Source organism: Streptomyces sp. CB01635 (assembly GCF_002803065.1).
Classification (GTDB): domain Bacteria; phylum Actinomycetota; class Actinomycetes; order Streptomycetales; family Streptomycetaceae; genus Streptomyces.
In genome coordinates, this window is record NZ_NNBL01000004.1 from 510,077 (window position 1) to 533,908 (window position 23,832).

At 70.1% G+C, this 23,832-nt stretch carries 22 protein-coding genes; 12 read left to right on the plus strand and 10 right to left on the minus strand.

Annotated elements, in window-relative coordinates:
• Positions 1-57: 57 nt before the first annotated feature.
• A complete protein-coding gene (locus CG723_RS17225) occupies positions 58-1,131 on the minus strand; it encodes a M4 family metallopeptidase (RefSeq protein WP_100594273.1) in 1,074 nt (357 codons plus the stop codon).
• 292 nt (positions 1,132-1,423) lie between these two features.
• Here CG723_RS17225 and leuA point away from each other — a divergent pair, with 292 nt between their 5' ends.
• From leuA to CG723_RS17255, 5 genes are all read left to right on the plus strand, one after another.
• Entirely contained in the window at positions 1,424-3,142 is a 1,719-nt protein-coding gene (gene leuA, locus CG723_RS17235) for a 2-isopropylmalate synthase (RefSeq protein WP_100594274.1), read from the plus strand.
• 214 nt (positions 3,143-3,356) lie between these two features.
• On the plus strand, positions 3,357-4,040 hold the full coding sequence (locus CG723_RS17240; protein ID WP_100594275.1) for a TerB family tellurite resistance protein: 684 nt from the start codon (positions 3,357-3,359) through the stop codon (positions 4,038-4,040).
• A 177-nt stretch (positions 4,041-4,217) separates the two neighbouring features.
• On the plus strand, positions 4,218-6,308 hold the full coding sequence (locus CG723_RS17245) for an MMPL family transporter (RefSeq protein ID WP_100594276.1): 2,091 nt from the start codon (positions 4,218-4,220) through the stop codon (positions 6,306-6,308).
• A 76-nt stretch (positions 6,309-6,384) separates the two neighbouring features.
• Entirely contained in the window at positions 6,385-7,587 is a 1,203-nt protein-coding gene (locus CG723_RS17250; protein ID WP_442802562.1) for a sensor histidine kinase, read from the plus strand.
• Positions 7,584-8,264 carry a response regulator gene (locus tag CG723_RS17255; RefSeq protein ID WP_267893703.1) on the plus strand — a complete coding sequence of 227 codons (681 nt, stop codon included), beginning with the start codon at positions 7,584-7,586 and terminating at the stop codon, positions 8,262-8,264. The genes CG723_RS17250 and CG723_RS17255 overlap by 4 nt, the downstream gene beginning before the upstream one ends.
• A gap of 66 nt (positions 8,265-8,330) precedes the next feature.
• Here the strand turns inward: CG723_RS17255 and CG723_RS17260 are convergent, their stop codons facing one another.
• Genes CG723_RS17260 through CG723_RS17280 form a run of 5 tightly spaced genes read right to left on the minus strand, consistent with a single transcriptional unit; the run spans position 8,331 to position 14,868 of the window.
• Positions 8,331-9,266 (minus strand): dihydrodipicolinate synthase family protein, encoded by a 936-nt coding sequence (locus CG723_RS17260; protein ID WP_100594277.1) that lies wholly within the window; start codon positions 9,264-9,266, stop codon positions 8,331-8,333.
• Positions 9,263-10,267, minus strand: coding sequence for an ABC transporter ATP-binding protein (locus tag CG723_RS17265; protein WP_199841794.1), 1,005 nt, complete (start codon positions 10,265-10,267; stop codon positions 9,263-9,265). Before CG723_RS17265 ends, CG723_RS17260 begins: the two co-directional genes overlap by 4 nt.
• Positions 10,264-12,252: a dipeptide/oligopeptide/nickel ABC transporter permease/ATP-binding protein gene (locus CG723_RS17270; RefSeq protein WP_100594278.1), complete on the minus strand. Its 1,989-nt coding sequence runs from the start codon at positions 12,250-12,252 to the stop codon at positions 10,264-10,266. Before CG723_RS17270 ends, CG723_RS17265 begins: the two co-directional genes overlap by 4 nt.
• Complete coding sequence (locus CG723_RS17275; protein ID WP_100594279.1) at positions 12,253-13,215, minus strand: ABC transporter permease; 963 nt, start codon at positions 13,213-13,215, stop codon at positions 12,253-12,255.
• A gap of 30 nt (positions 13,216-13,245) precedes the next feature.
• Positions 13,246-14,868 (minus strand): ABC transporter substrate-binding protein, encoded by a 1,623-nt coding sequence (locus CG723_RS17280; RefSeq protein WP_100594280.1) that lies wholly within the window; start codon positions 14,866-14,868, stop codon positions 13,246-13,248.
• Positions 14,869-15,062: 194 nt separating this feature from the next.
• Here CG723_RS17280 and CG723_RS17285 point away from each other — a divergent pair, with 194 nt between their 5' ends.
• From CG723_RS17285 to CG723_RS17305, 5 genes are all read left to right on the plus strand, one after another.
• Positions 15,063-15,806 carry a FadR/GntR family transcriptional regulator gene (locus CG723_RS17285; protein ID WP_100594281.1) on the plus strand — a complete coding sequence of 248 codons (744 nt, stop codon included), beginning with the start codon at positions 15,063-15,065 and terminating at the stop codon, positions 15,804-15,806.
• A gap of 404 nt (positions 15,807-16,210) precedes the next feature.
• Positions 16,211-16,426 (plus strand): hypothetical protein, encoded by a 216-nt coding sequence (locus CG723_RS17290; protein WP_100594282.1) that lies wholly within the window; start codon positions 16,211-16,213, stop codon positions 16,424-16,426.
• 81 nt (positions 16,427-16,507) lie between these two features.
• Positions 16,508-16,639: a recombination protein O N-terminal domain-containing protein gene (locus CG723_RS47570; protein WP_234374349.1), complete on the plus strand. Its 132-nt coding sequence runs from the start codon at positions 16,508-16,510 to the stop codon at positions 16,637-16,639.
• The gene (recO, locus tag CG723_RS17300; protein ID WP_100594283.1) at positions 16,636-17,385 is read left to right on the plus strand and encodes a DNA repair protein RecO; all 750 of its coding nucleotides are present in this window, start codon (positions 16,636-16,638) and stop codon (positions 17,383-17,385) included. The genes CG723_RS47570 and recO overlap by 4 nt, the downstream gene beginning before the upstream one ends.
• Before the next feature lie 23 nt (positions 17,386-17,408).
• Entirely contained in the window at positions 17,409-18,230 is an 822-nt protein-coding gene (locus CG723_RS17305; RefSeq protein WP_100594284.1) for an isoprenyl transferase, read from the plus strand.
• 61 nt (positions 18,231-18,291) lie between these two features.
• Here CG723_RS17305 and CG723_RS17310 read toward each other — a convergent pair whose 3' ends face one another.
• From CG723_RS17310 to CG723_RS17325, 4 genes are read right to left on the minus strand one after another with little or no spacing between them, the layout of a single operon-like run.
• Positions 18,292-18,705 carry a Fur family transcriptional regulator gene (locus CG723_RS17310; protein WP_100594285.1) on the minus strand — a complete coding sequence of 138 codons (414 nt, stop codon included), beginning with the start codon at positions 18,703-18,705 and terminating at the stop codon, positions 18,292-18,294.
• A 59-nt stretch (positions 18,706-18,764) separates the two neighbouring features.
• Complete coding sequence (locus CG723_RS17315) at positions 18,765-19,661, minus strand: metal ABC transporter permease (RefSeq protein ID WP_100594286.1); 897 nt, start codon at positions 19,659-19,661, stop codon at positions 18,765-18,767.
• A 1-nt stretch (position 19,662) separates the two neighbouring features.
• On the minus strand, positions 19,663-20,445 hold the full coding sequence (locus tag CG723_RS17320) for a metal ABC transporter ATP-binding protein (protein ID WP_100594343.1): 783 nt from the start codon (positions 20,443-20,445) through the stop codon (positions 19,663-19,665).
• A 17-nt stretch (positions 20,446-20,462) separates the two neighbouring features.
• Positions 20,463-21,419, minus strand: coding sequence for a metal ABC transporter substrate-binding protein (locus CG723_RS17325; protein ID WP_100594287.1), 957 nt, complete (start codon positions 21,417-21,419; stop codon positions 20,463-20,465).
• 197 nt (positions 21,420-21,616) lie between these two features.
• On the opposite strand from CG723_RS17325, the gene CG723_RS17330 reads away from it, so the two are divergent.
• Together CG723_RS17330 and CG723_RS17335 are read left to right on the plus strand one after the other, a co-directional pair.
• The gene (locus tag CG723_RS17330) at positions 21,617-22,999 is read left to right on the plus strand and encodes a glycine--tRNA ligase (RefSeq protein WP_100594288.1); all 1,383 of its coding nucleotides are present in this window, start codon (positions 21,617-21,619) and stop codon (positions 22,997-22,999) included.
• Positions 23,000-23,205: 206 nt separating this feature from the next.
• On the plus strand, positions 23,206-23,424 hold the full coding sequence (locus CG723_RS17335) for a hypothetical protein (protein WP_100594289.1): 219 nt from the start codon (positions 23,206-23,208) through the stop codon (positions 23,422-23,424).
• Positions 23,425-23,832: the final 408 nt, after the last annotated feature.

Genomic DNA, 23,832 nt, shown 5'->3' on the forward strand with positions numbered 1-23,832 from the left:
CCAGCGGCCGCCCGCTGCCCAGCCGGGCGGCCGCCGAGCCCTGTGCCTGAGCCGGCCCTACTCCGTGGGTACGCCCACCTGCGACCAGGCCTTCTGGACGGACTCCAGCTCCTCGCCGTCCTTGTAGCGGGTGCGCGCCGCCTTCGCCGTCAGCTTCGCGAAGTCCGCGAAGGACGCGTCCTGCGCCAGCTCGCCGCCGGTCAGGACGTCGTACCAGATCTGCCCGGCCCGCTCCCACGCGTTGCCGCCGAGCGCCACGGCCAGCAGGTAGAAGGCGTGGTTCGGGATGCCGGAGTTGATGTGCACGCCGCCGTTGTCGCTGCTCGTCCGCACGAAGTGGTCCATGTCGGCGGGCTGCGGGTCCTTGCCGAGCACGTCGTCGTCGTACGCCGTGCCGGGCGCCTTCATGGAGCGCAGCGCCTTGCCGGTGACGCGCGGCGCGAGCAGGCCCGCGCCGATCAGCCAGTCGGCGTCGGCGGCGCCCTGGCCGAGCGAGTACTGCTTGATCAGGGAGCCGAAGACGTCCGAGACCGACTCGTTCAGGGCGCCCGGCTGCCCGAAGTACGTGAGGTTCGCCGTGTACTGGGTGACACCGTGCGTCAGCTCGTGGCCGATCACGTCGACCGGGATGGTGAAGTCGAGGAAGATCTCCCCGTCCCCGTCGCCGAACACCATCTGCTCGCCGTTCCAGAACGCGTTGTTGTAGTCGTTGTCGAAGTGCACGGACGCCTTCAGCGGCAGACCGCTGCCGTCGATGGAGTCACGGGCGTACTTCTCCAGGTACAGCTCGAAGGTGGCGCCGAGGCCCGCGTACGCGCGGTTGACGGTCGCGTCCCGGCCGGGCTCGTCCCCCTCACCGCGGACCTTCGTGCCCGGCAGCTCGGTGCGGTGGCCCGCGTCGTAGAGCGTGCGGTGCGGCTTGTGCTCGACAGCGTCCATGGGCGCGGCCACCGAGGGGGCGCCGATCACGGTGGTCAGGCGGCGGCGTGTGCGCTCAAGGGCGTCGCGTTCCAGGGTGCGGCGGGCCAGGGCGGAGAGGGCGGGGTCGCCGGAGCGTGCGGCCTTGTCGAGGATGTGGGGCGGCACGATGGTGCAGAAGACGGGCTCGAAGCCCGAGCGGTTCGCGGTCATTGCGGCAATGTGGCACTGCGTGACCTCACTGTCACTACCTGCAGCCAGGATTAATGAAATAGAGGTATTGATCACCTCTTGCCCGTTACCTGACGGCGATCCCGCATACTGATACAGACCCGCGTCCCTCGCACGGCTGGGCTAGGCTGCGACGCATCATGCGTTACGGGCTGCTTCTCCTTAGCTGCCGCGGCGAGGGCCTGTAGTCGAGGCCGACCCCCTCCCCGCGGAGTTCGGTGTTGCGCTCAGACCGTCGGCCGTCCTTCCGGACACACCCGAGGAGCCCCCGCACATGTCGAATTTCCAGCGCCCCACTTCCATGCCGGTCCACAAGTACGGACAGTACGAGCAGGTCGACATCCCCGACCGCACGTGGCCCGGCAAGCGCGTCACCGTCGCCCCCCGCTGGCTCTCCACCGACCTGCGCGACGGCAACCAGGCGCTGATCGACCCGATGTCCCCGGCTCGCAAGCGCGAGATGTTCGACCTCCTGGTCCGCATGGGCTACAAGGAGATCGAGGTCGGCTTCCCCGCCTCCGGCGAGACCGACTTCGCGTTCGTACGGTCGATCATCGAAGAGGGCGCGATCCCGGACGACGTGACGATCTCCGTGCTGACGCAGGCGCGCGAGGAGCTCATCGAGCGCACGGTCGAGTCCCTGAAGGGCGCCAAGCGCGCCACGGTGCACCTGTACAACGCGACCGCGCCGACCTTCCGCGAGATCGTCTTCCGCGGGACCAAGGAACAGATCAAGCAGATCGCCATCGACGGCACGCAGCACGTCATGGACTACGCGGAGAAGGTCCTCGGCCCGGAGACGACCTTCGGATACCAGTACAGCCCGGAGATCTTCACCGACACCGAGCTGGACTTCGCCCTGGAGGTCTGCGAGGCGGTCATGGAGGTCTACAAGCCGGGCCCCGGCCGCGAGATCATCCTCAACCTGCCCGCCACGGTGGAGCGTTCGACCCCGTCCACGCACGCGGACCGCTTCGAGTGGATGCACCGCAACCTGTCGAACCGTGAGTACGTCTGCCTGTCCGTGCACCCGCACAACGACCGCGGCACGGCCGTCGCCGCCGCTGAGCTGGCCCTGATGGCCGGCGCCGACCGCATCGAGGGCTGCCTGTTCGGCCAGGGCGAGCGCACCGGCAACGTCGACCTGGTCACGCTGGGCATGAACCTGTTCTCGCAGGGTGTCGACCCGCAGATCGACTTCTCCGACATCGACGAGATCCGCCGCACCGCCGAGTACTGCAACCAGATGGAGGTCCACCCGCGCCACCCCTACGCGGGCGACCTGGTCTACACGTCCTTCTCCGGCTCCCACCAGGACGCCATCAAGAAGGGCTTCGAGGCGATGGACGCGCGGGCCGCGGCCGCGGGCAAGTCCGTCGACGACATCGAGTGGGCGGTCCCGTACCTGCCCATCGACCCGAAGGACGTCGGCCGCTCCTACGAGGCCGTCATCCGCGTCAACTCGCAGTCCGGCAAGGGCGGTATCGCGTACGTCCTGAAGAACGACCACAAGCTGGACCTGCCGCGCCGCATGCAGATCGAGTTCTCGAAGATCATCCAGGCGAAGACGGACGCCGAGGGCGGCGAGGTCACGCCGAAGGAGATCTGGTCGGTCTTCCAGGACGAGTACCTGCCCCACGCCGAGAACCCCTGGGGCCGCATCCAGGTCAAGGCCGGGCAGAGCACGACCGACACGGACGGCGTCGACACGCTGACCGTCTCGGCCGACGTCGACGGTGAGGCCACCGTCCTGACCGGTACGGGCAACGGCCCGATCTCCGCGTTCTTCGACGCCCTGCAGGCCGTCGGCATCGACGCCCGCCTGCTGGACTACCAGGAGCACACGATGAGCGAGGGCGCCTCCGCGCAGGCCGCCTCGTACATCGAGTGCGCGATCGGCGACAAGGTCCTGTGGGGCATCGGCATCGACGCGAATACGACACGCGCGTCCCTGAAGGCCGTGGTCTCCGCGGTCAACCGCTCCGCACGCTGACCCAGGTCACCGGCACGTTCCCCGGCCCCGTCCGCCCTCGTGGCGGGCGGGGCCGCGTCGTATACCGGCCACGGTCCCGTACAAGGTGATGACGCCGTATCAACAATGTGGCTAACATCACGCCCAACCAGGCGATGGGGCCTGGGGGTCGACGGAGGTGTGCGACGTGCTGCTGAATTGGGGACGAACCAGTCGTAACGGTCCCGGTGTTCCAGTGGCACGTGCCGGGGCCCGCCCCCTGTCGGGCCTCATCGGCGTCCGCACCGCGTGGACCACCGTCGGCGACGGCGAGTTCTTCTGTCCCGGCTGCGGCGGCGACCGCAACTACCGCCGCCGCACGGGCCGTCGCCGCTTCGTGCTCCTCGGCATCCCGCTCGTCCCGCGCGGCGCCACCGGCCCGGTCGTCGAATGCGCCGCCTGCGAGGACCGGTTCGCCGCCGACGTCCTCGACCACCCGACCACGCACCGCTTCTCCGCGATGCTCCGCGACGCCGTCCACACCGTTGTCCTCGCGGTCCTCTCCGCGGGCGGAGTCTCCTCCCGTACGGCCCTCGAGACCGCCGTCGCGACGCTGCGCGGCGCCGGGTTCGACGACTGCACGGACGTCCAGCTCGCCGCGCTCGTCGAGGCGTTGCTCACCGACGCGGGCCGCGTCCCCGAACACTGCGGGCCCGGCGCCGGACTCGCCATCGAACTCCACGAGGCCCTCGACCCGCTCGCCCCGCACCTCGCCCCCGCCGGACGCGAGTCGATCCTCCTCCAGGGCGCCAGAATCGCGCTCGCCGACGGGCCCTACACGCCCGCCGAACGCGACGTACTCAGCACCGCGGGCGCCGCGCTCACCATGTGCACCGACGAGGTGTCGCAGCTCCTGGAAGCCGCCCGCACCCCGTCGTGACGCCGTACGGCGCTCCCGTACTCCCCGGGGAGTAACGAGCCGCCGCACGCACCCCCGGCAGTACCCCGCACCTCGCCCTCACGCCCGACGAACCGAGGCCTCCCCGACGGGAGTCTGGAGACGTCCTGTCCGACCGGACGGCGACACCGGACACCGTGACATGAGGGAGGCCCGCCGATGGGGGGCGTACCGACAAAGAGGCGCCGGGCAGCCGTGCCCTGGACGCTGCTCGGCCTGTGGATCGTCGTGCTCGCGATCGCCGGGCCCTTCGCCGGCAAGCTGAGCGACGTCCAGCACGACCGGGCCGTCGACTATCTGCCGGCGAGCGCCGACTCCACGCAGGTGGCGAAGATCCAGGACGAACTGCCGGGCGGCGAGAGCACCGAACTCGTCCTCGTCTACCACCGCGACGGCGGGCTCACCGCGGCCGACCGCACCACGGCCGCCGCCCAAGTCGCCCGCATCGACCGGGGCTTCGACCTCACCGCCGTCCCGAAGGGCGTACCGTCCCGCGACGGCGCCACCCTCATGTACCCGGTCGCCAGCACCACACCGGGACACGACGAGAAGGCCCGTGACGCCTTCGTCAACGATGTGCGCGACATCGCCCACGACACCGACGGCCTGAGCGTCGACACCGGCGGAGCAGGAGCGCTCGCCACCGACGCGAGCGAGGTCTACGGCTCGCTCGACGGCCCCCTGCTCTACACGACCGTCGCCGTCGTCGCGATCCTGCTCATCCTCATCTACCGCAGCCCCTTCCTGTGGCTCGTGCCGCTCGTCGTCGCGGGCGTCGCCGACTTCCTGTCGATGGGCGTCGCCTACGGACTCCACCAGGCGGTCGGCACCACCGTCAGCGGCCAGAGCTCCGGCGTGATGACGATCCTCGTCTTCGGCGCGGGCACCGACTACGCGCTGCTCCTCGTCTCCCGCTACCGCGAGGAACTGCGCCGCATCGAGCGGCCCCACGACGCGATGCGCGCCGCACTGCGCGGCTGCGGCCCCGCCGTCCTCGCCTCGTCGGGGACCGTCGCCGTCGGCCTGTTCTGCCTGCTCGCCGCCGACCTCAACAGCAGCCGCGGCATGGGGCCGCTCGGCGCCGTGGGCGTCCTGTGCGCACTCGCCGCCATGCTGACGCTGCTGCCCGCCGTCCTCGTCCTGCTCGGAAGGCGCGTGTTCTGGCCGCTCGTCCCTGCGTACGGCTCCACGCCCAAGGCCCGCAGGTCCCTGTTCGCGGCGATGGGCAGTTCGGCCGGGCGCAGGCCGCTGACCGTCCTCGCCTCCGGCGCCCTGCTCCTCGGGGCGCTCGCGCTCGGCGTGTTCAGCCTGCCCGGCAGCCTCAAACAGGAGGACACCTTCACCGACAAGCCGGACTCCGTCGTCGCGATGCAGACCCTGGCCGCCGCGTACCCCGAGCGCGGCAGCCAGCCCATCAGCGTGATCACCCCGACGGGCCGCGCCGGCGAGACGCTCGCCACCGCGCGCGACGTGCCCGGGGTCGCCGCCGCCGAGCAGGTGCGCAGCGGACACGGCTGGACGGAGATCTCCGTCACCGCCTCCTCCCCGCCCCAGTCCACGGGCGAGACGACCACCATCGAGACCCTGCGCGACCGGCTCGACGGCAAGGGCTCGTACGTCGGCGGACAGAGCGCCCAGCAGCTCGACCTGAGGGACACCAACTCCCGTGACCGCAAGGTCGTCGTGCCGATCGTCCTGGCCGCCGTCCTGCTGATCCTCGTCGTGCTGCTGCGCAGCCTCGTCGCGCCGCTGATCCTGCTCGCCGCGGTCGTCGCCGTGTGGGGCGCCTCGCTCGGCATCGCCGGACTCGTCTTCGGGCCGCTGTTCGACTTCCAGGGCACCGACCCCGGACTCGGCCTGCTGACCTTCGTGTTCCTCGTCGCCCTCGGCGTCGACTACGGCATCTTCCTGATGCACCGCATGCGCGAGGAGTCCCTCGCGGGCGCCGAACCGGGAGCCGCCGCGCTGACCGCGCTGCGCACCACGGGAGGGGTGATCGCGTCGGCCGGACTCGTCCTCGCCGCGACGTTCTCGGTCCTCACCAACATGCCGCTGGTGTCGCTCGTCGAGATGGGCTTCGTCATCGCGGTCGGCGTGCTCCTGGACACGTTCCTCGTCCGTACGTACCTGGTGACGTCGGCGAGCATGGCACTCGGCCGTGCGGTGTGGTGGCCCGGGCCGCTGTCCAGGAAGCCGCAAACCCTGCCACCGGCCCAGGAACCGGAGCGCACCCTGGCGCCCACACCCTGACCGCCCCGCGGACCATACGGCGCCCCTCTCTTCCCGGAGGGGCGTCCTCCGCGCCCTCCTGACGGAAGATGAACCGGTGGACGTCAAACACATCCTGGTCCCGGGCCTCGGCCGGCGCGACGTCAGCGCCGCCCGGACCCTGCGCGAGGACACGCTCCTGGCCGCCGCCGTGGCGGTCGCCGCCGTCGTGATCGCCCTGACGACGAGCGGCAACGGCCGTCACCCCGACGCGCTCGGCTGGGCCCTGCTCCTGGCCGCGCACATCCCGTCGGCGTTCCGGCGGCGGGCGCCGCTGCGGGCGTTCCTCGGCCTCGTCGTCTGCGTCGCCCCGTACCACGCGCTCGACTACAACCACACCGCGCCGATGATCGTCTCCATGACCGCCCTCTACACGATCGCCGCGACAGGCCGCACTCTGCGCACCCTGTTCCTCGGCGCCGGCGTCCTCGGCATCATGCTCGGCGTCAAGTTCGCGGAGGGCATGACCGAGGGCAAGGAGGCGTTGCGGATCTCCGGCTGGATCGTCGCGTTCCTCCTGGTCGGCGTCATCGTCCGTGTCCACCGCCAGTACGTCTCCTCGGTCGTGGAGCGCGCCGAGCGGGCCGAACGGACCCGCGAGGAGGAGGCGCGGCGCCGGGTCGCGGAGGAGCGGCTGCGCGTCGCCCGCGACCTGCACGACCTGCTCGCCCACAGCATCACCCTCGTCGGCGTTCAGACGTCGGTGGCCGCCCACGTCCTGCAGGCCGACCCGGACCGCCTGGACCGCGCCGCCGTGGCCAAGGCGCTCGACGACATCGCCGAGACCTGCCGCACCGCACGCGGCGAACTGCGCGCCACCCTCGAAGTGCTGCGCGCCGGCTCCGACGACAGCCGCGGCCCGCTCCCCGGGCTCGACGGGCTGCCCGACCTTGCCGAGGCCGCCCGCACCGCCGGAGCCACCGTCGACCTGTCCGTCGAGAACATGGAGGCCCCGCCCGCCGTGGGCGCCGCGGCCTACCGCATCGTCCAGGAGGCCCTCACGAACGCCGTCCGGCACGGCGGCCCAGGACTCACCGTCCGCGTCGGCATCCGCAGCCGGGGCGACGCCCTCCACCTGCGCGTCGCGGACGACGGCGCACCTCCGCCCCCGCCCGGCCCCGAACCCGACCGGCCCCCGGGCTTCGGCCTGCTCGGCATGCGCGAGCGGGCCCGCAGCGTCGGCGGCACCCTCGACGCCGGGCCGCGTGCCCAGGGCGGATTCGAAGTCGCGGCGGTCCTGCCGACCGGGGGACACCCGTGACCGAGCCCCAGCCCGTGCGCGTTCTCCTCGCCGACGACCAGACCCTCGTACGGGCCGCGTTCGCGATGCTCGTCGAGTCCGCGCCCGACATGGAGGTCGTCGGCCAGGCAGGCACCGGCCGCGAGGCCGTGGAACAGGCCCGCACACGCCGCGCCGACCTGATCGTCATGGACATCCGCATGCCCGACCTCGACGGCATCGAGGCGACCCGCCTCCTCGCCGCCGACGAGGACCTCGCGGGCGTCAAGGTCCTGATGCTGACGACGTACGACACCGACGAACACGTCGTCGAGGCGCTGCGGGCGGGCGCGTCCGGATTCCTCGTCAAGGACACCAAGCCAGCCGAACTCCTCGACGCCATCCGCACCGTCGCCGCCGGCGAGTCCCTGCTCTCGCCCGGCCCCACGGCCCGCCTGATCGCCCGCGTCCTGCGCGCTCCGGCCGAGCCCGGCCCCGTCCCGCCCGGCCTCGCCGCGCTCACCGGCCGCGAGAGCCAGGTCCTGACCCTCGTGGCGCGCGGCCTCACCAACACGGAGGCCGCCGACGTCCTCGGCCTCAGTCCTCTCACGGTGAAGACGCACGTGAGCCGCATCATGGGCAAGCTGGGCGCGCGCGACAGGGCCCAACTCGTCATCGTGGCCTACGAGTCGGGCCTGGTCGAGCCGGGCGGCGCCTGAACGCGCGGCGGCAGCGGCCCGCCGCCCCAAGGCCGGAAGGGGCGGGCCGGAGGAGAGGAAACGCCCCTACAGCAACCCAGCCCCGGCCAGAAACTTCCCGACCCGTTCCACCTCGCCCGCGGACAACGGAATCTGCGGAGCAGCCGTCACCGGGCAGTCGATCACGCCCCGCAGATACAGGGCTGCCTTGAACGCCCCGAGGGCGGACGAACTCCCGCCCATCCGCGCCGGATCCCCCACCCGCACCATCTGGAACAGCGCGCACAGCCGCTCCTGCTCGATCCGCGCTCGCTCCCGGTCACCGGCCCGGCAGTACGCGTACAGCCGCGCGTATCCGGCCGGGTCGACGTTCCCGAGACCCGGCACCACCCCGTCCGCGCCCATCGCGAGCGCCGAGTCCACGGTCAGCTCCGACCCGGTCAGGACGCTGAACCCCGTGATGTCGGCGCGGGAGCGCGCCCCGATGAGGACCTCGCGGAACGCGCCCTCGTCACCGCTGGAGTCCTTCAGGCCGGCGAGCGTCCCGTCGGCGGCCAGGTCGAGCACGAGGTCCGCGCCCAGCTTGGAGTGCACCGACGCCGGGAGGTCGTAGGCGAAGACCGGCCGGCCGCAGCGCTGGGCCAACAGCCGGAAGTGGCGGGCGATCTCTGCCGGGTGGGTGCGCGTGTAGAACGGCGCCGTCGCGACGATCCCGTCCGCGCCGGCCTCCGCCGCCGTACGGGCGTGGTCGAGGACGCGCAGCGTCGCCATGTCGATCGCCCCGGCCAGGACGGGCAGCTGGCCGGCGACATGACCGACGACGGTGTCGATGACCACTTTGCGGTGCCGGTCGGGCAGGAAGGCCGCCTCGCTCGTCGAGCCGAGCACGAAGAGCCCGTCGACACCACCCGCGACGAGGTGGTCGACAAGGCGTACGAGGGAAGCGACGTCCACCTCGTTGTCCGGGGTCAGGGGCGTGCAGACGGGCGGGACGACTCCGGTCAGCGGGGTGGGTGATGTCATGAGACCTCCTGGACGAGTTCGTGCGTGGACTGGCCTTCGCGCACGGGATGGTGGCAGCGGAACCGGTGCCCGTCACCGCCTGCCTCGAACTCCGGCATCGCCTCCGCGCACACCGCGTCGGCCTTCCAGCACCGCGTACGGAACGGGCAGCCGCTCGGCGGATGCGTCGCCGACGGTACGGGGCCGACCAGCGGAATCGGGTCGATCGGGTCGAGCAGCCCGGGTGTCGCCGAGAACAGCGCGCGGGTGTACGGGTGCCTGGCCCGGTCGAGCACGTCCTCGGACGGCGAGACCTCCACGATCCGGCCCAGATACATCGTGATCACACGGTCGCTCATCCGCCGCACGGTCTGGATGTCGTGCGAGACGAACACGAGGGCGAGACCGAGGCGTTCCTTCAGGTCGAGCAGCAGATTCAGGATCTGCGCCCGCACCGACACGTCGAGCGCGCTCGTCGGCTCGTCCGCCACGACCAGGGCGGGTTCGAGGGCGAGGGCACGGGCGATCGCCACGCGCTGGCGCTGCCCGCCCGACAACTGCCCGGGCAGCGCCCCGGCGAGCGCGCTCGGCAGTCCGACCAGGGACATCAGCTCCCGTACGCGCTCCTCGCGCGTGGCGGTCGTGCCGCGGTGGTGGACGTCGAGTGGGTCGCGCAGGATCTGGCGGACGGTCAGGCGCCGGTTCAGGGCGGTCGACGGGTCCTGGAAGATCATGCCGACGCCTTCGCCGACGGTGGCGCGCCGCTCGCCCGGCTTCATGGTCCACAGGTCGCGGCCGTCCACGACGACCGTGCCGGACGTCGGGCGCTGCACCCCCACGAGGACCTTGGCGAGCGTCGACTTGCCGCAGCCGGACTCGCCGACCACACCGACCGTCTCGCCGGGCGCCACGGACAGGTCGGCGCCGGTGAGGGCGTACACCCGGTCGCGGGCGAACAGGCCGCCGGAGCGGGCCCGGTGCACCACGTGGGCATCCCTCAACTCGACCACGGGATCCGTCACTTGACAACCTCGCTTCCCCGGGGAGCCGGAACCGTGGGCGGCGGGACCACCGCCGGATGGTGACAGGCCGACGCATGCCGCCGGCCGCCGAGCAGATCGGGCGCCGTCGTCCGGCACACCTCGCTCGCCATCGGGCACCGGTCGGCGAACCGGCAGCCCGCCGGGAAGTCGGCCGGCGAAGGCACGACACCCCGGATCTGCGTCAGGCGGTCCGCCGCCGTCTCGAGCGACAGGACCGAGCCGAGCAGCCCGCGCGTGTAGTGGTGGGTGGGCGCCTCGACGAGGTCCGCCGTCACGCCCGTCTCCACGATCTGCCCGCCGTACATCACGACCACCCGGTCCGTGACGTCGGCGACGAGCGCCAGGTCGTGCGAGACGAGGATCAGCGCGAAGCCCAGCTCCTCGCGAAGCCGCAGCAGCAGCTCGATGACCTGCGCCTGCACGGTCACGTCGAGCGCGGTCGTCGGCTCGTCGGCGACGATCAGCTTCGGGCTGCGCGACAGGGCCATCGCGATGAGGACGCGCTGGCGCTGGCCGCCCGACAGCTCGTGCGGGTAGCTGCGCAGGGTCCGCTCGGGGTCGAGGCCGACGAGGGAGAGCAGCTCGGCCGGGGTGCGCCGGCCACCGCGGCGTACGACCTGCTTGAGCTGGGAGCGCACGGTCATCGCCGGGTTCAGCGAGGACAGGGCGTCCTGGTAGATCATCGCCATGTCGTGGCCGAGGAGGCGGCGCCTGGCCCCCATCGAGCGGCCGATCAGTTCCTGGCCGTCGAAGGTGACCCGGCCGCGGATCCGCGCGCCCTTGGGTTCGAGCCCCATCACGGTCAGCGCGGTCAGCGACTTGCCGCACCCCGACTCGCCGACCAGGCCGAGCACTTCACCGGGGCGTACGTCGAAGGTGATGCCGTCGACGATGTCCACGCCGCCGTGCCGCGCGTCGAAGCCGATGGTGAGATCGGTGACCTGGAGGACGGGGTCGCCCTCGGGCAGGGGCCGGGCGCGGGACCTCAGCCGGGCGGCGGCCTCGGTGAGTCCGGGCAGTTCGAGGACGGTGCCGCTGCCGGGCTTCGGCGCTTCGAGGCGGTCCGCCTCCGCGCCGGACACGTCACGCGCGGCGGGCGCGGCCCACGCGTCGGACACGCCCTCGGACAGGATGTTGAGCGCCAGCACGGTGAGCAGCATCAGCAGACCGGGGAAGACGGTCGCCCACCAGCCCCCGATCAGGACCATGTTCTTGCCGTCCGCGATGACACTGCCCCACGACGGGTCGGGCGGCCGGACCCCCGCCCCGATGAACGACAGCGACGCCTCGAAGACGATGGCCTCCGCGACCTGCACCGTGCAGAAGACCAGGACCGGCGCCGCGCAGTTGACCGCCACGTGCCGCAGCACGATGTGCGGCGTCCGCGCCCCGATCACCCGCTCCGCCGTCACATAGTCCTCGCCGTACTGGTCGAGCACGTTGGCCCGTACGACCCGGGCGACCGGCGGAGTGAACAGGAACGCGATCGCGCAGATGAGTACGGGGATGCCGCCGCCGAACACGGCGACGAGGACCGCCGCCAGAGCGATCCCGGGGAACGCCATCACGACATCGAGGCAGCGCATCAGCGTCTCGTCGACCGCCTTGCGCGACGTCGCCGCGATCGCGCCGAGGACCGCGCCCACCACTAGCGCGAGCAGCGTCGCGCCGAGCCCGATGGCGAGCGACCAGCGTGCCCCGTACATCAGCCGGCTGAGGATGTCGCGGCCCAGGCTGTCCTGGCCCATCCAGTGGCTGCCCGACGGATGTCCGGTGCCGTCGGTCTGCGACTGCTGGTCGAGCGGGTCGTGCGGTGCGAGCAGTGGCGCGAACAGCGCCACGAGGACGACGACGGCGACGACGGCGACCGCGATCCGGGACAGGACGGGCAGCCGGCGCAGGGACCGCAGCCGGATGCCCGGCCGGGACAGCGCCTCGGCTAGCGCTTTACGGGAGGTGACCATCTAGCTCTGCGCCCCCCTGAGCCGCGGGTTGACCATCAGATACAGGATGTCGATGGCGAGGTTCACGACGACGAACCCGACGGCCGTCGTCAGGACGACGCCCTGGACGACCGCCGGGTCACCGTTCTTCACCGCGTCGATCATCAGCTTCCCCATCCCCGGCAGGGAGAAGATCGTCTCCGTGACGACCGCCCCGCCCAGCAGATAGCCGACCCGCAGTCCGAGCACGGTCAGCGGATTGATCAGGGCGTTGCGCAGCACGTTGCGCCCCACCACGACGACCGGCGGAAGACCGCTGCCGATCGCCGTACGGACGTAGTCCTTGTCCAGCTCCTCGACCACCGCCGTACGCACGATGCGCGTCAGCTGCGCCGCGACCGGCAGGGACAGTGACAGCGCAGGGAGTGTCATGCACTTGAGCCAGCCGCTGAAGGAGTCCGCCGGGTTGATGTAGCCGCCGGTCGGGAACCAGCCCTGCCCGACCGCCAGATACTGGATCATCAGCAGCGCCAGCCAGAACCCGGGCGCCGCAACCCCCGTCAGCGACACGACCCGGATGACCTGGTCGAGGAGCCGGTCGCGGTGGATGGCCGCCGTGACACCGAGCACCAGGGACACGACGACCGCGACCGCGAGGCCGAGGAACGTCAGTTGGAGGGTCAGCGGCAGCGCGGTGGTCACCTGGTCGACCACCGGCTGCCGGGTCAGGGCGCTGACGCCCATGTCGCCCCGGACGAGATCGCCCACGAAGTGGAAGTAGCGCACGGGCAGCGGATCGAGCAGCCCGTTGCGCTCCCGGAAGTCGTGCAGCTGCTGAGGCGTCGGATTGGCGCCCTGGAAGAACGCCGACGCCGGATCGCTGTCCGAGAACCGCATCACGAGAAACACGAACAGGACGATGCCGAGCAGCAGCGGCACGAGCAGGACCAGGCGTCGGGCCAGAATTCTGGCGATCACGACCACGGGCACGAACTCCCTTGCGAGATAGCCGCGTTACGCGGGCTTGGCCTTGAGCACGTTGATCCCGGGATAGGGCTGCGCCTGCACGCCGGTGATCTTCTTCGGGTCCCAGGCAGTCATCAGCTCGTTGTGCACGACCGGGTAGAGCACGGCCTGCTCGGCGACGATGTCGATGTACTCCTGGATCATCGTCTTCTTCTTCGCCGGGTCCGGCTCGCGCGTGGCCTGGTCCATCAGCTTGAAGAGGTGCTTGGCGTCGGAGCTGCCCGCCCAGCGCGCATAGCCCATCCACAGGTTCGAGGGGCCGTAGTTGTAATGCATGATCAGGTCGGCGTCGAGCCCGAACTGGTTGGGGTTCGAGGCGGCCGCCACGATCTGGTAGTCCTTCTTCTGGTCCATCTTCGTGAAGACGGCCGTGGTCTCCTGCGGGTCGAGCGTGGTCTTCACGCCGATCGCGTCCCACGACGCCTTGATCGTCGGCAGACAGTCCATGATCCACGACACGTTGACGGACATCAGGGAGACCGAGAGCCCGCTCACCCCGGCGTCCTTGAGGAGCTTCTTCGCCTTCTCGGGGTCGTAGTCGTACACCGTCTTCGCCGGCCGGTGGTCGGGGTTGCCCTCGTTCAGGAACGAACTCGCGCCCTTCCCGTGCCCCTTGAGCGCCACCTCGATCATCTTCTGCTTGTCGATGGCGTAGTGCAGCGCCTGGCGCACCCGCACGTCGTCGAACGGCTTGTGCGCGGTGTTGAACATCAGGAAGAGGTTGTTCATCCCGGCCCCGCCCTCGACGGTGAGGCCGCCCTTCTTCAGCTGGGCGATGTTGGCGTACGGGATGTTGTCCGCGATCTGCGCGTCCGCGCTGCCACCGGAGATCTTCGCGACGCGGGGCGCGGCGTCCACGATGGTCAGCCAGTTCATCTTCTTGAACGACGCTTTGAGCGGCCCGTTGTAGTCCGGATACGCCTCGAAGGTGGTGTTCGTCTTCGGCTGGTGCGAGGTCTGCCGGTACGGTCCCGAGCCCACCGCCTTGCCCTTGGTCGCGTCGTCCCACGCGCCCGGCTTCGAGAACACGTGCTTCGGCATGATCTTGGCGAGGGTCAGCCGCGCGGCCCCGTCGGGGAACGGGAACTTGAGGACGAGCTCGACGGAGTCGTCGCCCGTCTTCCTGACCTCCTTGAGCCAGCTCTCGAAGAACCCCTTGGCCAGAGACTGCGTGCCCGGGTCGAGGATCCGGTCGAAGACGAACACGACGTCGTCCGCCGTGACGGGCTTGCCGTCGTGCCACTTGGCGCCCGCGCGCAGGGTGAACTTCCAGGAGGTGGTGGCCAGTTCGGCGTCCGTCGGCACCCTCGTGGCGAGCGCCGCGTACGGCTCGCGCGTGATCGGGTCGGTGTCGAGGAGGCCCTCGTAGATGTGCTGGTTGCCGGCCATGGCGAAGGCCGACGCGGTCTGCGTCGGGTCCCAGCTTCCGTCGTTGCCGTACCCGATGACCGCGGTCAGCGAGGATCCGCCGCCCTTGCCGCCGCCCGTGTCGTTGGTGGACTTGGGCCCGGACGAACAGGCCGACAGGGAGGTGGAGATGGCAGCGGCCGCGCCGAGGGCGCCGGTGTACTTGAGGAAGGATCGGCGGCCGGTCGGCTCGTGGTCGCTCATGGTGCCTCCAGAGAGGGAGATGCGCGGGAGATCCAACGTCCTACGTCTTGGTAGCGACGTGACCATAAGAGCGCCGGGAGGGCCGGTCAAGAGATCGCGCAGAGAAGCCCGGAGGGAAGGCCGGAGAGCTCCGGGAGCTGGGCGGGAAGAAGTTTGGTCCCGACATGGGACGTGGGACGTCTGCTGCGCCTACGATGCGGCGCATGTCTGAGGAGCCCAGGAACCCGGCGATCCGGCACCGCCGCGTCAGCCAGCAGGTCCAGCGCGCGGTCACACAGCTCATCCTGGACAGAGGGCTGCGGCCCGGCGAACTGCTGCCCACCGAGGCCGAGTTGATGGAATCGCTCGGCGTCAGCAGAAACTCCGTACGCGAGTCCCTCAAGGCACTCCAGGCACTCGACATCGTCGAGATCAGACACGGCTACGGCACCTACGTCGGCCAGGCCTCCCTCACCCCGCTCGCCGACGGCCTCACGTTCCGCACCCTGCTGCGCCCCGCCGCCGACGCGCACGCCCTCGCCGAGATCCTCCAGGTCCGCGAGATCCTCGAGGAAGGCCTGATCCGCAGGGTCGCCGCGGCTCCGCTCCCGCCGGAGATCCTCGACCGGCTCGACGACATCGTCCGGAAAATGGCCGCCGCGGGCCAGGTCGACGAGCCCTTCGCCGACCTCGACAGGGACTTCCACGAGACCCTGTACGGCTCGCTGGGCAACGAGCTGATCCCGCAGCTCCTCGGCGCGTTCTGGAACGTCTTCGACCGCGTCGCCGGCGCGCGCTCCTGGTCCAGCGACCCCGACCCCGACGTCACCGTCAGCCGCCACCGCGACATCGTCACCGCCCTGCGCGCCCAGGACGCCGTCGGCGCGCAGCGGGCCATGGCCCATCACTTCCGGGGCATCGAGGCACGCGCGGAACAGGAGACGAGAGGCGTCGAGTGAGCGCGCTGGATATCTGTGGAGTTACGCGCGCGCATTCCCCCGGCTTCAAACAGCATCGAGCATCCCCGTTCCGAATAGGGTGTTCGAATTCGCCCTCGCTACATAGAGCCCAGAGGTCGTTCCCACTCTAATTGGCGCGCGTACCCGCCGGGGCGGGAAGCGTGAAATCCGACGGCGGCGGGGAGCCACCTGACGTGGGCGGAACGGCGGCCCGGGCATGCGATCTAAGGTGCGGGAAGGGCTGGGCGAATACCCGCGCCGGAGGTCGGGAATTGCCTCTCGCGTCACCCCGCTGACGATTCAGCGCCACGTCCCGTGTCTGCTCGTGGAATGGGGCCGTTGTTTCGGTTGACGCCGCCGCCCGCCGGGAAACGCACGGAACGTATGGACAGGAGCCAACGCCGATGAAGCCGCCAATCGGTTCTTACGCCGTCGACATCAGCACCGGACAGGTGGGCCGGGTCATGGGGCACGAGGGTCCGTACGTACAGCTCCGGCCCTTCGGCGGCGGCCGCGAATGGGACTGTGCCCCGGACACGGTGCGAGTGGCGACGACTTCCGAGCGGCTGCGGGCGGCAACGGCCTATGCGAACGCGAGGAGCCGCGGCGAGGTCCCCTGACTCCACCTTGGGAGGTCCCGTGACCGCACCCCTTCGTAGGTCCCCGGCCCCCACCCCTTCGGCGTAGGCGAGAATAGGCGCATGAGCCTGTTCCGCGACGACGGCATCGTGCTGCGCACCCAGAAGCTGGGTGAAGCGGACCGCATCATGCTGTTTTCTCCCGGGGGGCGACCCCCGTACCCCCAGCCGGACACCCGTGGCGGCGTGCGATGAGCCTGTTCCGCGACGACGGCATCGTGCTGCGCACCCAGAAGCTGGGTGAAGCGGACCGCATCATCACGTTGCTCACTCGCAATCACGGGCGCGTGCGCGCCGTGGCGCGTGGTGTGCGGCGGACCAAGTCCAAGTTCGGGGCGCGGCTCGAGCCCTTCTCGCACGTCGACGTGCAGTTCTTCGCCCGGGGCAGCGAGCTGATCGGGCGCGGACTGCCCCTGTGTACCCAGAGCGAGACCATCGCCCCCTACGGCGGCGGCATCGTCAGCGACTACGCCCGCTACACCGCCGGCACCGCCATGCTGGAGACCGCGGAACGCTTCACCGACCACGAGGGCGAGCCGGCCGTCCAGCAGTACCTCCTCCTGGTCGGCGGACTGCGGACCCTCTCCAGGGGCGAGCACGAACCCCACCTCGTCCTCGACGCCTTCCTGCTGCGCTCCCTCGCCGTGAACGGCTATGCCCCGAGTTTCGGCGACTGCGCGAAGTGCGGCCTCCCGGGCCCCAACCGGTTCTTCTCCGTCGGCGCGGGCGGCTCGGTTTGCGTCGACTGCCGGGTACCGGGCAGCGTCGTACCCTCACCGCAGGCCCTCATCCTCCTCGGCGCGCTCCTGACCGGCGACTGGGAGACGGCGGACGCGTGCGAGGCACGCTTCGTCAGAGAGGGCAGCGGACTGGTGTCGGCGTATCTGCACTGGCACCTGGAGCGCGGACTGCGCTCCCTGCGTTACGTAGAGAAAAGCTAGAACTGAGCTAGGGGAGAGCCCACATGGCACGTCGCGGAATCCTCGGACGGTCCCGCCGTGAGTACAAGACGCCCGAACCGCACCCGACGGGCGCGCGGCCGCCGAAGATCCCCGGCGAGCTGGTACCGGAGCACGTCGCCATCGTCATGGACGGCAACGGCCGGTGGGCGAAGGAGCGCGGACTGCCGCGCACCGAGGGCCACAAGGTCGGCGCCGAGCGCGTCATGGACGTCCTCCAGGGCGCGATCGAGATGGGCGTCGGGGCAATCTCGCTCTACGCCTTCTCCACGGAGAACTGGAAGCGCTCACCCGACGAGGTCCGCTTCCTCATGAACTTCAACCGCGACTTCATCCGCAAGACCCGCGACCAGCTCGACGAGCTGGGCGTGCGGGTGCGCTGGGTGGGCCGTATGCCCAAGCTGTGGAAGTCGGTCGCCCAGGAGCTGGAGATCTCCCAGGAGCAGACCAAGGGCAACGACAAGCTGACCCTGTACTTCTGCATGAACTACGGCGGCCGCGCCGAGATCGCCGACGCCGCGCAGGCCATCGCCGAGGACGTGAAGGCGGGCCGCCTCGACCCGTCGAAGGTGAGCGAGAAGACCTTCGCGAAGTACCTCTACTACCCGGACATGCCGGACGTCGACCTGTTCCTGCGCCCCAGCGGCGAGCAGCGCACCTCCAACTACCTGCTGTGGCAGAGCGCTTACGCCGAAATGGTCTTCCAGGACGTCCTGTGGCCCGACTTCGACCGCCGCGACCTGTGGCGCGCCTGTCTCGAGTACGCCTCCCGGGACCGCCGCTTCGGCGGCGCCATCCCGAACGAGGAACAGATCGCCAACAGCTGATCAAACGGCTGTGGGGGGTACTCGGAAGTACCCCCCACAGCACGCGAAAGAAAAACGGCGCTCAGCTCTCCGCGGCGGCGCGCGCGCACTCCGCGCACGTACCGAAGATCTCCACCGTGTGCGCCACGTTCACATACCCGTGCTCCGAGGCGATCGCCTCGGCCCACTTCTCCACGGCCGGCCCCTCGACCTCGACCGCCTTGCCGCACACCCGGCACACCAGGTGATGGTGGTGCTCGCCGCTGGAGCAGCGCCGGTAGACGGCCTCGCCGTCGGACGTGCGCAGGACATCGACCTCGCCCGCGTCGGCGAGGGACTGCAGGGTGCGGTAGACGGTCGTCAGACCCACCGAGTCACCCTTGTGCTTGAGGACGTCGTGGAGCTCCTGGGCACTGCGGAACTCGTCCACCTCGTCGAGCGCCGCCGCCACGGCCGCACGCTGGCGGGTCGACCTGCCTCGAACCGGGGCTCCCACTGTTGCCTCCTCGGATTTACTGCCGGCGGCCCATTGTGCCAGGCCGCGCGGGGCCCGGGTCAGACCTCGGCCCCGGCCTGACCGGGGATCCGGCCCGGAATAGCGCACTCCGCCGGGTCACCGGCCGCGCTCGCCGCCGCCCGTGCCCTGCGCCTGGCCAGCGGCGTGGCGATCAGGCTGAAGACGATGAACGCCGCGATGGTCAGCAGCACGATCGTCGCGCCGGGCGGGATCTCGACGTAGTAGTTGGTGATGGTGCCGCCCAGCGTAGTGGTGACGCCGATGGCGACGGCGATCGCGAACGTCGCCGCGAAGCTCCGCGTCAGCTGCTGCGCCGCCGCCACCGGGACCACCATCAGCGCCGACACCAGGAGCAGGCCCACGACGCGCATCGCGACGGTGACGGTCGCCGCCGCGGTCACCGCGACGAGCAGGTTCAGGACGCGCACCGGCAGGCCGGTGACCCGGGCGAACTCCTCGTCCTGGCTGACCGCGAACAGCTGCCGGCGCAGACCGATCGTGACCAGGGCGACGAACCCGGCGAGGACACAGATCGCCACGAGGTCGCTCTGCGAGACGGTCGACAGCGAACCGAAGAGATAGCTCTGCAGATTCGCCGTGGAGCCGCCGGGGGCGAGGTTGATCAGCATCACGCCGCCCGCCATACCCCCGTAGAAGAGCATCGCGAGCGCGATGTCGCCGCGCGTCTTCCCGTACCAGCGGATCAGCTCCATGATCACCACGCCGACCACGGAGACGGCCATCGCCATCCACACGGGCGACGTGGAGAGCAGGAAGCCGAGGCCGACGCCCGTCATCGCGACATGGCCGATGCCGTCGCCCATCAGGGCCTGCCTGCGCTGGACGAGATAGATGCCGATCGCGGGGGCGGTGATGCCGACCAGGACCGCGGCGAGCAGGGCCCGCTGCATGAAGGCGGAGTCGAGGAATTCCATGTCAGCTCAGCAGTCCTGTGCGTACGGGGGTGAGATCCGAGGTGTGCGGGTGGACGTGGTCGTGGCCCGGCAGCGCGTGCTGGCCCACCGCCTCGGGCGGCGGCCCGTCGTGCAGGACACAGCCGTCGCGCAAGACGATCGCGCGGTCGATCAGCGGCTCCAGGGGACCCAGCTCGTGCAGGACGAGCAGCACGGAGGCACCTGCCGCGACCTGCGCCCGCAGCGTCTGAGCGAGGATCTCCTGGCTCGCCAGGTCGACGCCCGCCATGGGCTCGTCCATGATCAGCAGCTCGGGCTCGGAGGCCAGGGCACGCGCGATCAGCACGCGCTGGTGCTGGCCGCCGGAGAGCGCGTCCACCGAGTCCTTGGCACGGTCGGCCATCCCGACCAGGTCCAGCGCCCGGCGCACCGCCTCACGGTCGGCCTTGCGCAGCAGCCCGAACCGGGCCCGCGACAGCCGCCCCGAGGACACGACCTCGGTGACCGTGGCCGGCACACCGCCCGCGGCGGTCGTCCGCTGCGGCACGTACCCGACCCGCGCCCAGTCCCGGAACCGCCGCCGTGGCGTACCGAAGATCTCGACCTCGCCGCCGCTGACCGGCACCTGCCCGATCACCGTACGGACGGCCGTCGACTTGCCCGAACCATTGGCGCCGAGCAGGGCCACGACCTCACCGCGGCGCACGGTCAGATCGATGCCGCGCAGCACGGGACGCGAGCCGAGCTCGGCCGTCACGCTGCGCAGGGCTATGACGGGCTCGCCGGCCTTCACCGATGCGTCCATGCCGCTGTCCTCCGTGGTCACTTGGCGCCGAGCGCCGTCTGCAGGGCCTTCAGATTCGAATCCATCACCTGGATGTAGTCGTCGCCCTTGGACTTGTCCGTGATGCCCTCGAGCGGGTCGAGCACATCGGTCTTGAGGTGCGCGTCGCCCGCGAGGGTCTTCGCCGTCCTGTCGCTGACGAGCGTCTCGTAGAAGATCGTGGTCACCCCGTCGGCCTTCGCCATGCTCTGGAGATCCTTCACGCGCGCCGCGCTGGGCTCGCTCTCCGGGTCGAGACCGCTGATGGCCTCCTCGGTGAGCCCGTACCGCTCGGCCAGATAGCCGAAGGCCGCATGGGTCGTGATGAACACCTTCGAGCCGGTGTCCTTCAGCCCGTCCTTGAACCGCGTGTTGAGCCCGTCGAGCTTGCCGACCAGCGCCGCGGTGTTCTTCCTGTACGCCGCCGCGTGATCCGGGTCGGCCTTCTCGAAGGCCTTGCCCACGCCCTCGGCGACCTCGGCGTACCTCACCGGGTCCAGCCAGATGTGCGGGTCACTGCCGCCCTCCGAGCCGTGCTCGTGGTCGTGCTCCTCGGCGTGCCCGCCGACCTCGGTGCCGTGCTTCTCCAGATGCGTCAGGGAGGCCGCATCAACCTTGGTCTTGATCCCGGACTGCTGGATCGCGTCGTCGACGGCCGGCTGGAGGCCCTTGAGATAGAGGGCGACGCCCGCGTCCTGGAGCTGCGCGGTTTGCTTGGCGCTGATCTCCAGGTCGTGCGGCTCCTGGCCGGGCTTGGTCAGATTGGTGACGGCGACGTGGTCCCCGCCGATCTGCTCCGCGAGGTACTGCATCGGATAGAACGACGCCACCACCGCGAGCTTGCCGTCGCTGTTCCTGCCGTCACCCGAGGAGGCGGAGCAGGCCGACAGGGCCGTGAGGCCGAGCACGGTGACGGAGGCGACAGCGGCGGTGGGTATGAGGCGTCGTACGTTCATGACACTCATTTTCAACAAATCTGGAAACGATTGTCAACAAGCTGTCGCCGCGATCGCATCGAAACGGGCATCCCACCCCAGCCCGGGCTCAGGACCCCCAACCGATTTGATCCGGAGCCCCACGCCGCCGGTAACCTGAAGCATTCGCATTCGCTCTGAAGCAGCAGCTTCGTCGTCGTCGTAATGAAGAGAGCACCGTGGCCGCCGACAAGATCGACACCATCGTCAGCCTCAGCAAGCGCCGTGGCTTCGTCTACCCGTGCAGCGAGATCTACGGCGGCCAGCGCGCCGCCTGGGACTACGGGCCGCTGGGCGTCGAGCTGAAGGAAAACCTCAAGCGCCAGTGGTGGCGCTACATGGTCACCTCGCGCGAGGACGTCGTCGGTATCGACTCGTCCGTGATCCTGGCGACCGAGGTCTGGCAGGCCTCCGGCCACGTCGCCACGTTCACCGACCCGCTCACCGAGTGCACCTCCTGCCACAAGCGGTACCGCGCGGACCACCTGGAGGAGGCGTACGAGGCCAAGCACGGCAAGCTGCCGGAGAACGGCCTCACCGACCTCAACTGCCCCAACTGCGGCAACAAGGGCACCTTCACCGAGCCCAAGCAGTTCTCGGGCCTGCTCTCCACGCACCTCGGCCCCACGCAGGACAGCGGCTCCATCGCCTACCTGCGCCCCGAGACCGCCCAGGGCATCTTCACCAACTTCGCCAGCGTCCAGCAGACCTCTCGCCGCAAGCCGCCGTTCGGCATCGCCCAGATGGGCAAGAGCTTCCGCAACGAGATCACGCCCGGCAACTTCATCTTCCGCACCCGCGAGTTCGAGCAGATGGAGATGGAATTCTTCGTCAAGCCGGGCGAGGACGAGAAGTGGCAGGAGTACTGGATGGAGCAGCGCTGGAACTGGTACACCGGCCTCGGCATGCGCGAGGAGAACATGCGCTGGTTCGAGCACCCGGCGGAGAAGCTCTCCCACTACTCCAAGCGCACCGCTGACATCGAGTACCGCTTCCGCTTCGGCGGCAACGAGTGGGGCGAGCTCGAGGGCGTCGCCAACCGCACGGACTACGACCTCTCCGCGCACTCCAAGGCCTCCGGCCAGGACCTCTCCTACTTCGACCAGGAAGCCGGCGAGCGCTACACCCCGTACGTCATCGAGCCCGCCGCCGGTGTCGGCCGCTCCATGCTCGCCTTCATGCTCGACGCCTACGTCGAGGACGAGGCGCCCAACGCCAAGGGCAAGATGGAGAAGCGCACCGTCATGCGCTTCGACCACCGCCTCGCCCCGGTGAAGGTCGCGGTCCTCCCGCTCTCCCGCAACCCGGAGCTGTCCCCGAAGGCCAAGGGACTCGCCACCGCGCTGCGCCAGAACTGGAACATCGACTTCGACGACGCGGGCGCCATCGGCCGCCGCTACCGCCGCCAGGACGAGATCGGTACGCCGTACTGCGTCACCGTCGACTTCGACACCCTCGACGACAACGCCGTCACGGTCCGCGAGCGCGACACCATGAAGCAGGAGCGTGTCTCCCTCGACCAGATCGAGGGCTACCTGGCGACGCGCCTCGTCGGCTGCTGAACCCAGGCCTGAACCCTCTAAGGGCCCCCGCCACAGAAGCGGCCCAGGAGCGTGCACATCGCGCTCCTGGGCCGCTTCCGTCGTTGCCGGGCGGCCGCGGACGTCGGCGAGACACACAACGCACCACAGAAACCCCCCTGTTGATATTGCTCTTGCTGCACACTCCTTGCGGAAAGCGCGCCCACAGGGGCCGCGGAGGAGGCGTCATGCTGCCGAACACCACCACGAGCAAGGTCAGCCGCTGGGACCAGCACGGCCGGGAGCACACGGTGCGGGTACAGCGCTCGGGCCCGCGCCGCACCATCAGATGCGACACCTGCGGCTGGCGAAAACCGGCCCAGTTCCTGCCCTGGCTCAAGGCCGAGGAGCACCTCGCCCAGGAGCACCAGGCGACAGTGGACCCCTCGGCCCAGGGGCCTCAGTAGGCCGAATTGACACAGGGCACGGAGATCTCTAGAGTCCTCCGAGTTGTCACCCGGCCAGTCGGCCCCGTGGCAGCACCTCCGCCGCTCAAGCGGCACCCAAACAAGCAGCACGATCTCCCACCGGGAGCGAATTCGGCACGCCCGAATTCAATTCACGGTGGACTCGGTGGCCCGATTAGGAGCCGCCGGGGGGAATCCGCTAAAGTCTGGGACGTCGGAACGGCCCAACAGCCGGGAAGGCAAACTCCCGCTGACTGGGAATCAGGCCCGAAAGGATCTGATAGAGTCGGAACCGCCGGAAAGGGAAACGCGAAAGCCGAAAGGCCGGAGCGGAAACCTGAAAGGCACCGAGGAAATCGGACACGAAAGAGTCTGATAGAGTCGGAAACGCAAGACCGAAGGGAAACT

What these genes read in the sequence shown, in the direction of transcription:
- CG723_RS17225 (WP_100594273.1), bottom strand. Translation starts at nt 1,131, where the DNA reads ATGACCGCGAACCGCTCGGGCTTCGAGCCCGTCTTCTGCACCATCGTG.
- leuA (WP_100594274.1), top strand. Translation starts at nt 1,424, where the DNA reads ATGTCGAATTTCCAGCGCCCCACTTCCATGCCGGTCCACAAGTACGGA.
- CG723_RS17245 (WP_100594276.1), top strand. Translation starts at nt 4,218, where the DNA reads ATGGGGGGCGTACCGACAAAGAGGCGCCGGGCAGCCGTGCCCTGGACG.
- CG723_RS17260 (WP_100594277.1), bottom strand. Translation starts at nt 9,266, where the DNA reads ATGACATCACCCACCCCGCTGACCGGAGTCGTCCCGCCCGTCTGCACG.
- CG723_RS17270 (WP_100594278.1), bottom strand. Translation starts at nt 12,252, where the DNA reads ATGGTCACCTCCCGTAAAGCGCTAGCCGAGGCGCTGTCCCGGCCGGGC.
- CG723_RS17280 (WP_100594280.1), bottom strand. Translation starts at nt 14,868, where the DNA reads ATGAGCGACCACGAGCCGACCGGCCGCCGATCCTTCCTCAAGTACACC.
- CG723_RS17285 (WP_100594281.1), top strand. Translation starts at nt 15,063, where the DNA reads ATGCGGCGCATGTCTGAGGAGCCCAGGAACCCGGCGATCCGGCACCGC.
- CG723_RS17290 (WP_100594282.1), top strand. Translation starts at nt 16,211, where the DNA reads ATGAAGCCGCCAATCGGTTCTTACGCCGTCGACATCAGCACCGGACAG.
- CG723_RS47570 (WP_234374349.1), top strand. Translation starts at nt 16,508, where the DNA reads ATGAGCCTGTTCCGCGACGACGGCATCGTGCTGCGCACCCAGAAGCTG.
- recO (WP_100594283.1), top strand. Translation starts at nt 16,636, where the DNA reads ATGAGCCTGTTCCGCGACGACGGCATCGTGCTGCGCACCCAGAAGCTG.
- CG723_RS17305 (WP_100594284.1), top strand. Translation starts at nt 17,409, where the DNA reads ATGGCACGTCGCGGAATCCTCGGACGGTCCCGCCGTGAGTACAAGACG.
- CG723_RS17315 (WP_100594286.1), bottom strand. Translation starts at nt 19,661, where the DNA reads ATGGAATTCCTCGACTCCGCCTTCATGCAGCGGGCCCTGCTCGCCGCG.
- CG723_RS17320 (WP_100594343.1), bottom strand. Translation starts at nt 20,445, where the DNA reads ATGGACGCATCGGTGAAGGCCGGCGAGCCCGTCATAGCCCTGCGCAGC.
- CG723_RS17325 (WP_100594287.1), bottom strand. Translation starts at nt 21,419, where the DNA reads ATGAACGTACGACGCCTCATACCCACCGCCGCTGTCGCCTCCGTCACC.
- CG723_RS17335 (WP_100594289.1), top strand. Translation starts at nt 23,206, where the DNA reads ATGCTGCCGAACACCACCACGAGCAAGGTCAGCCGCTGGGACCAGCAC.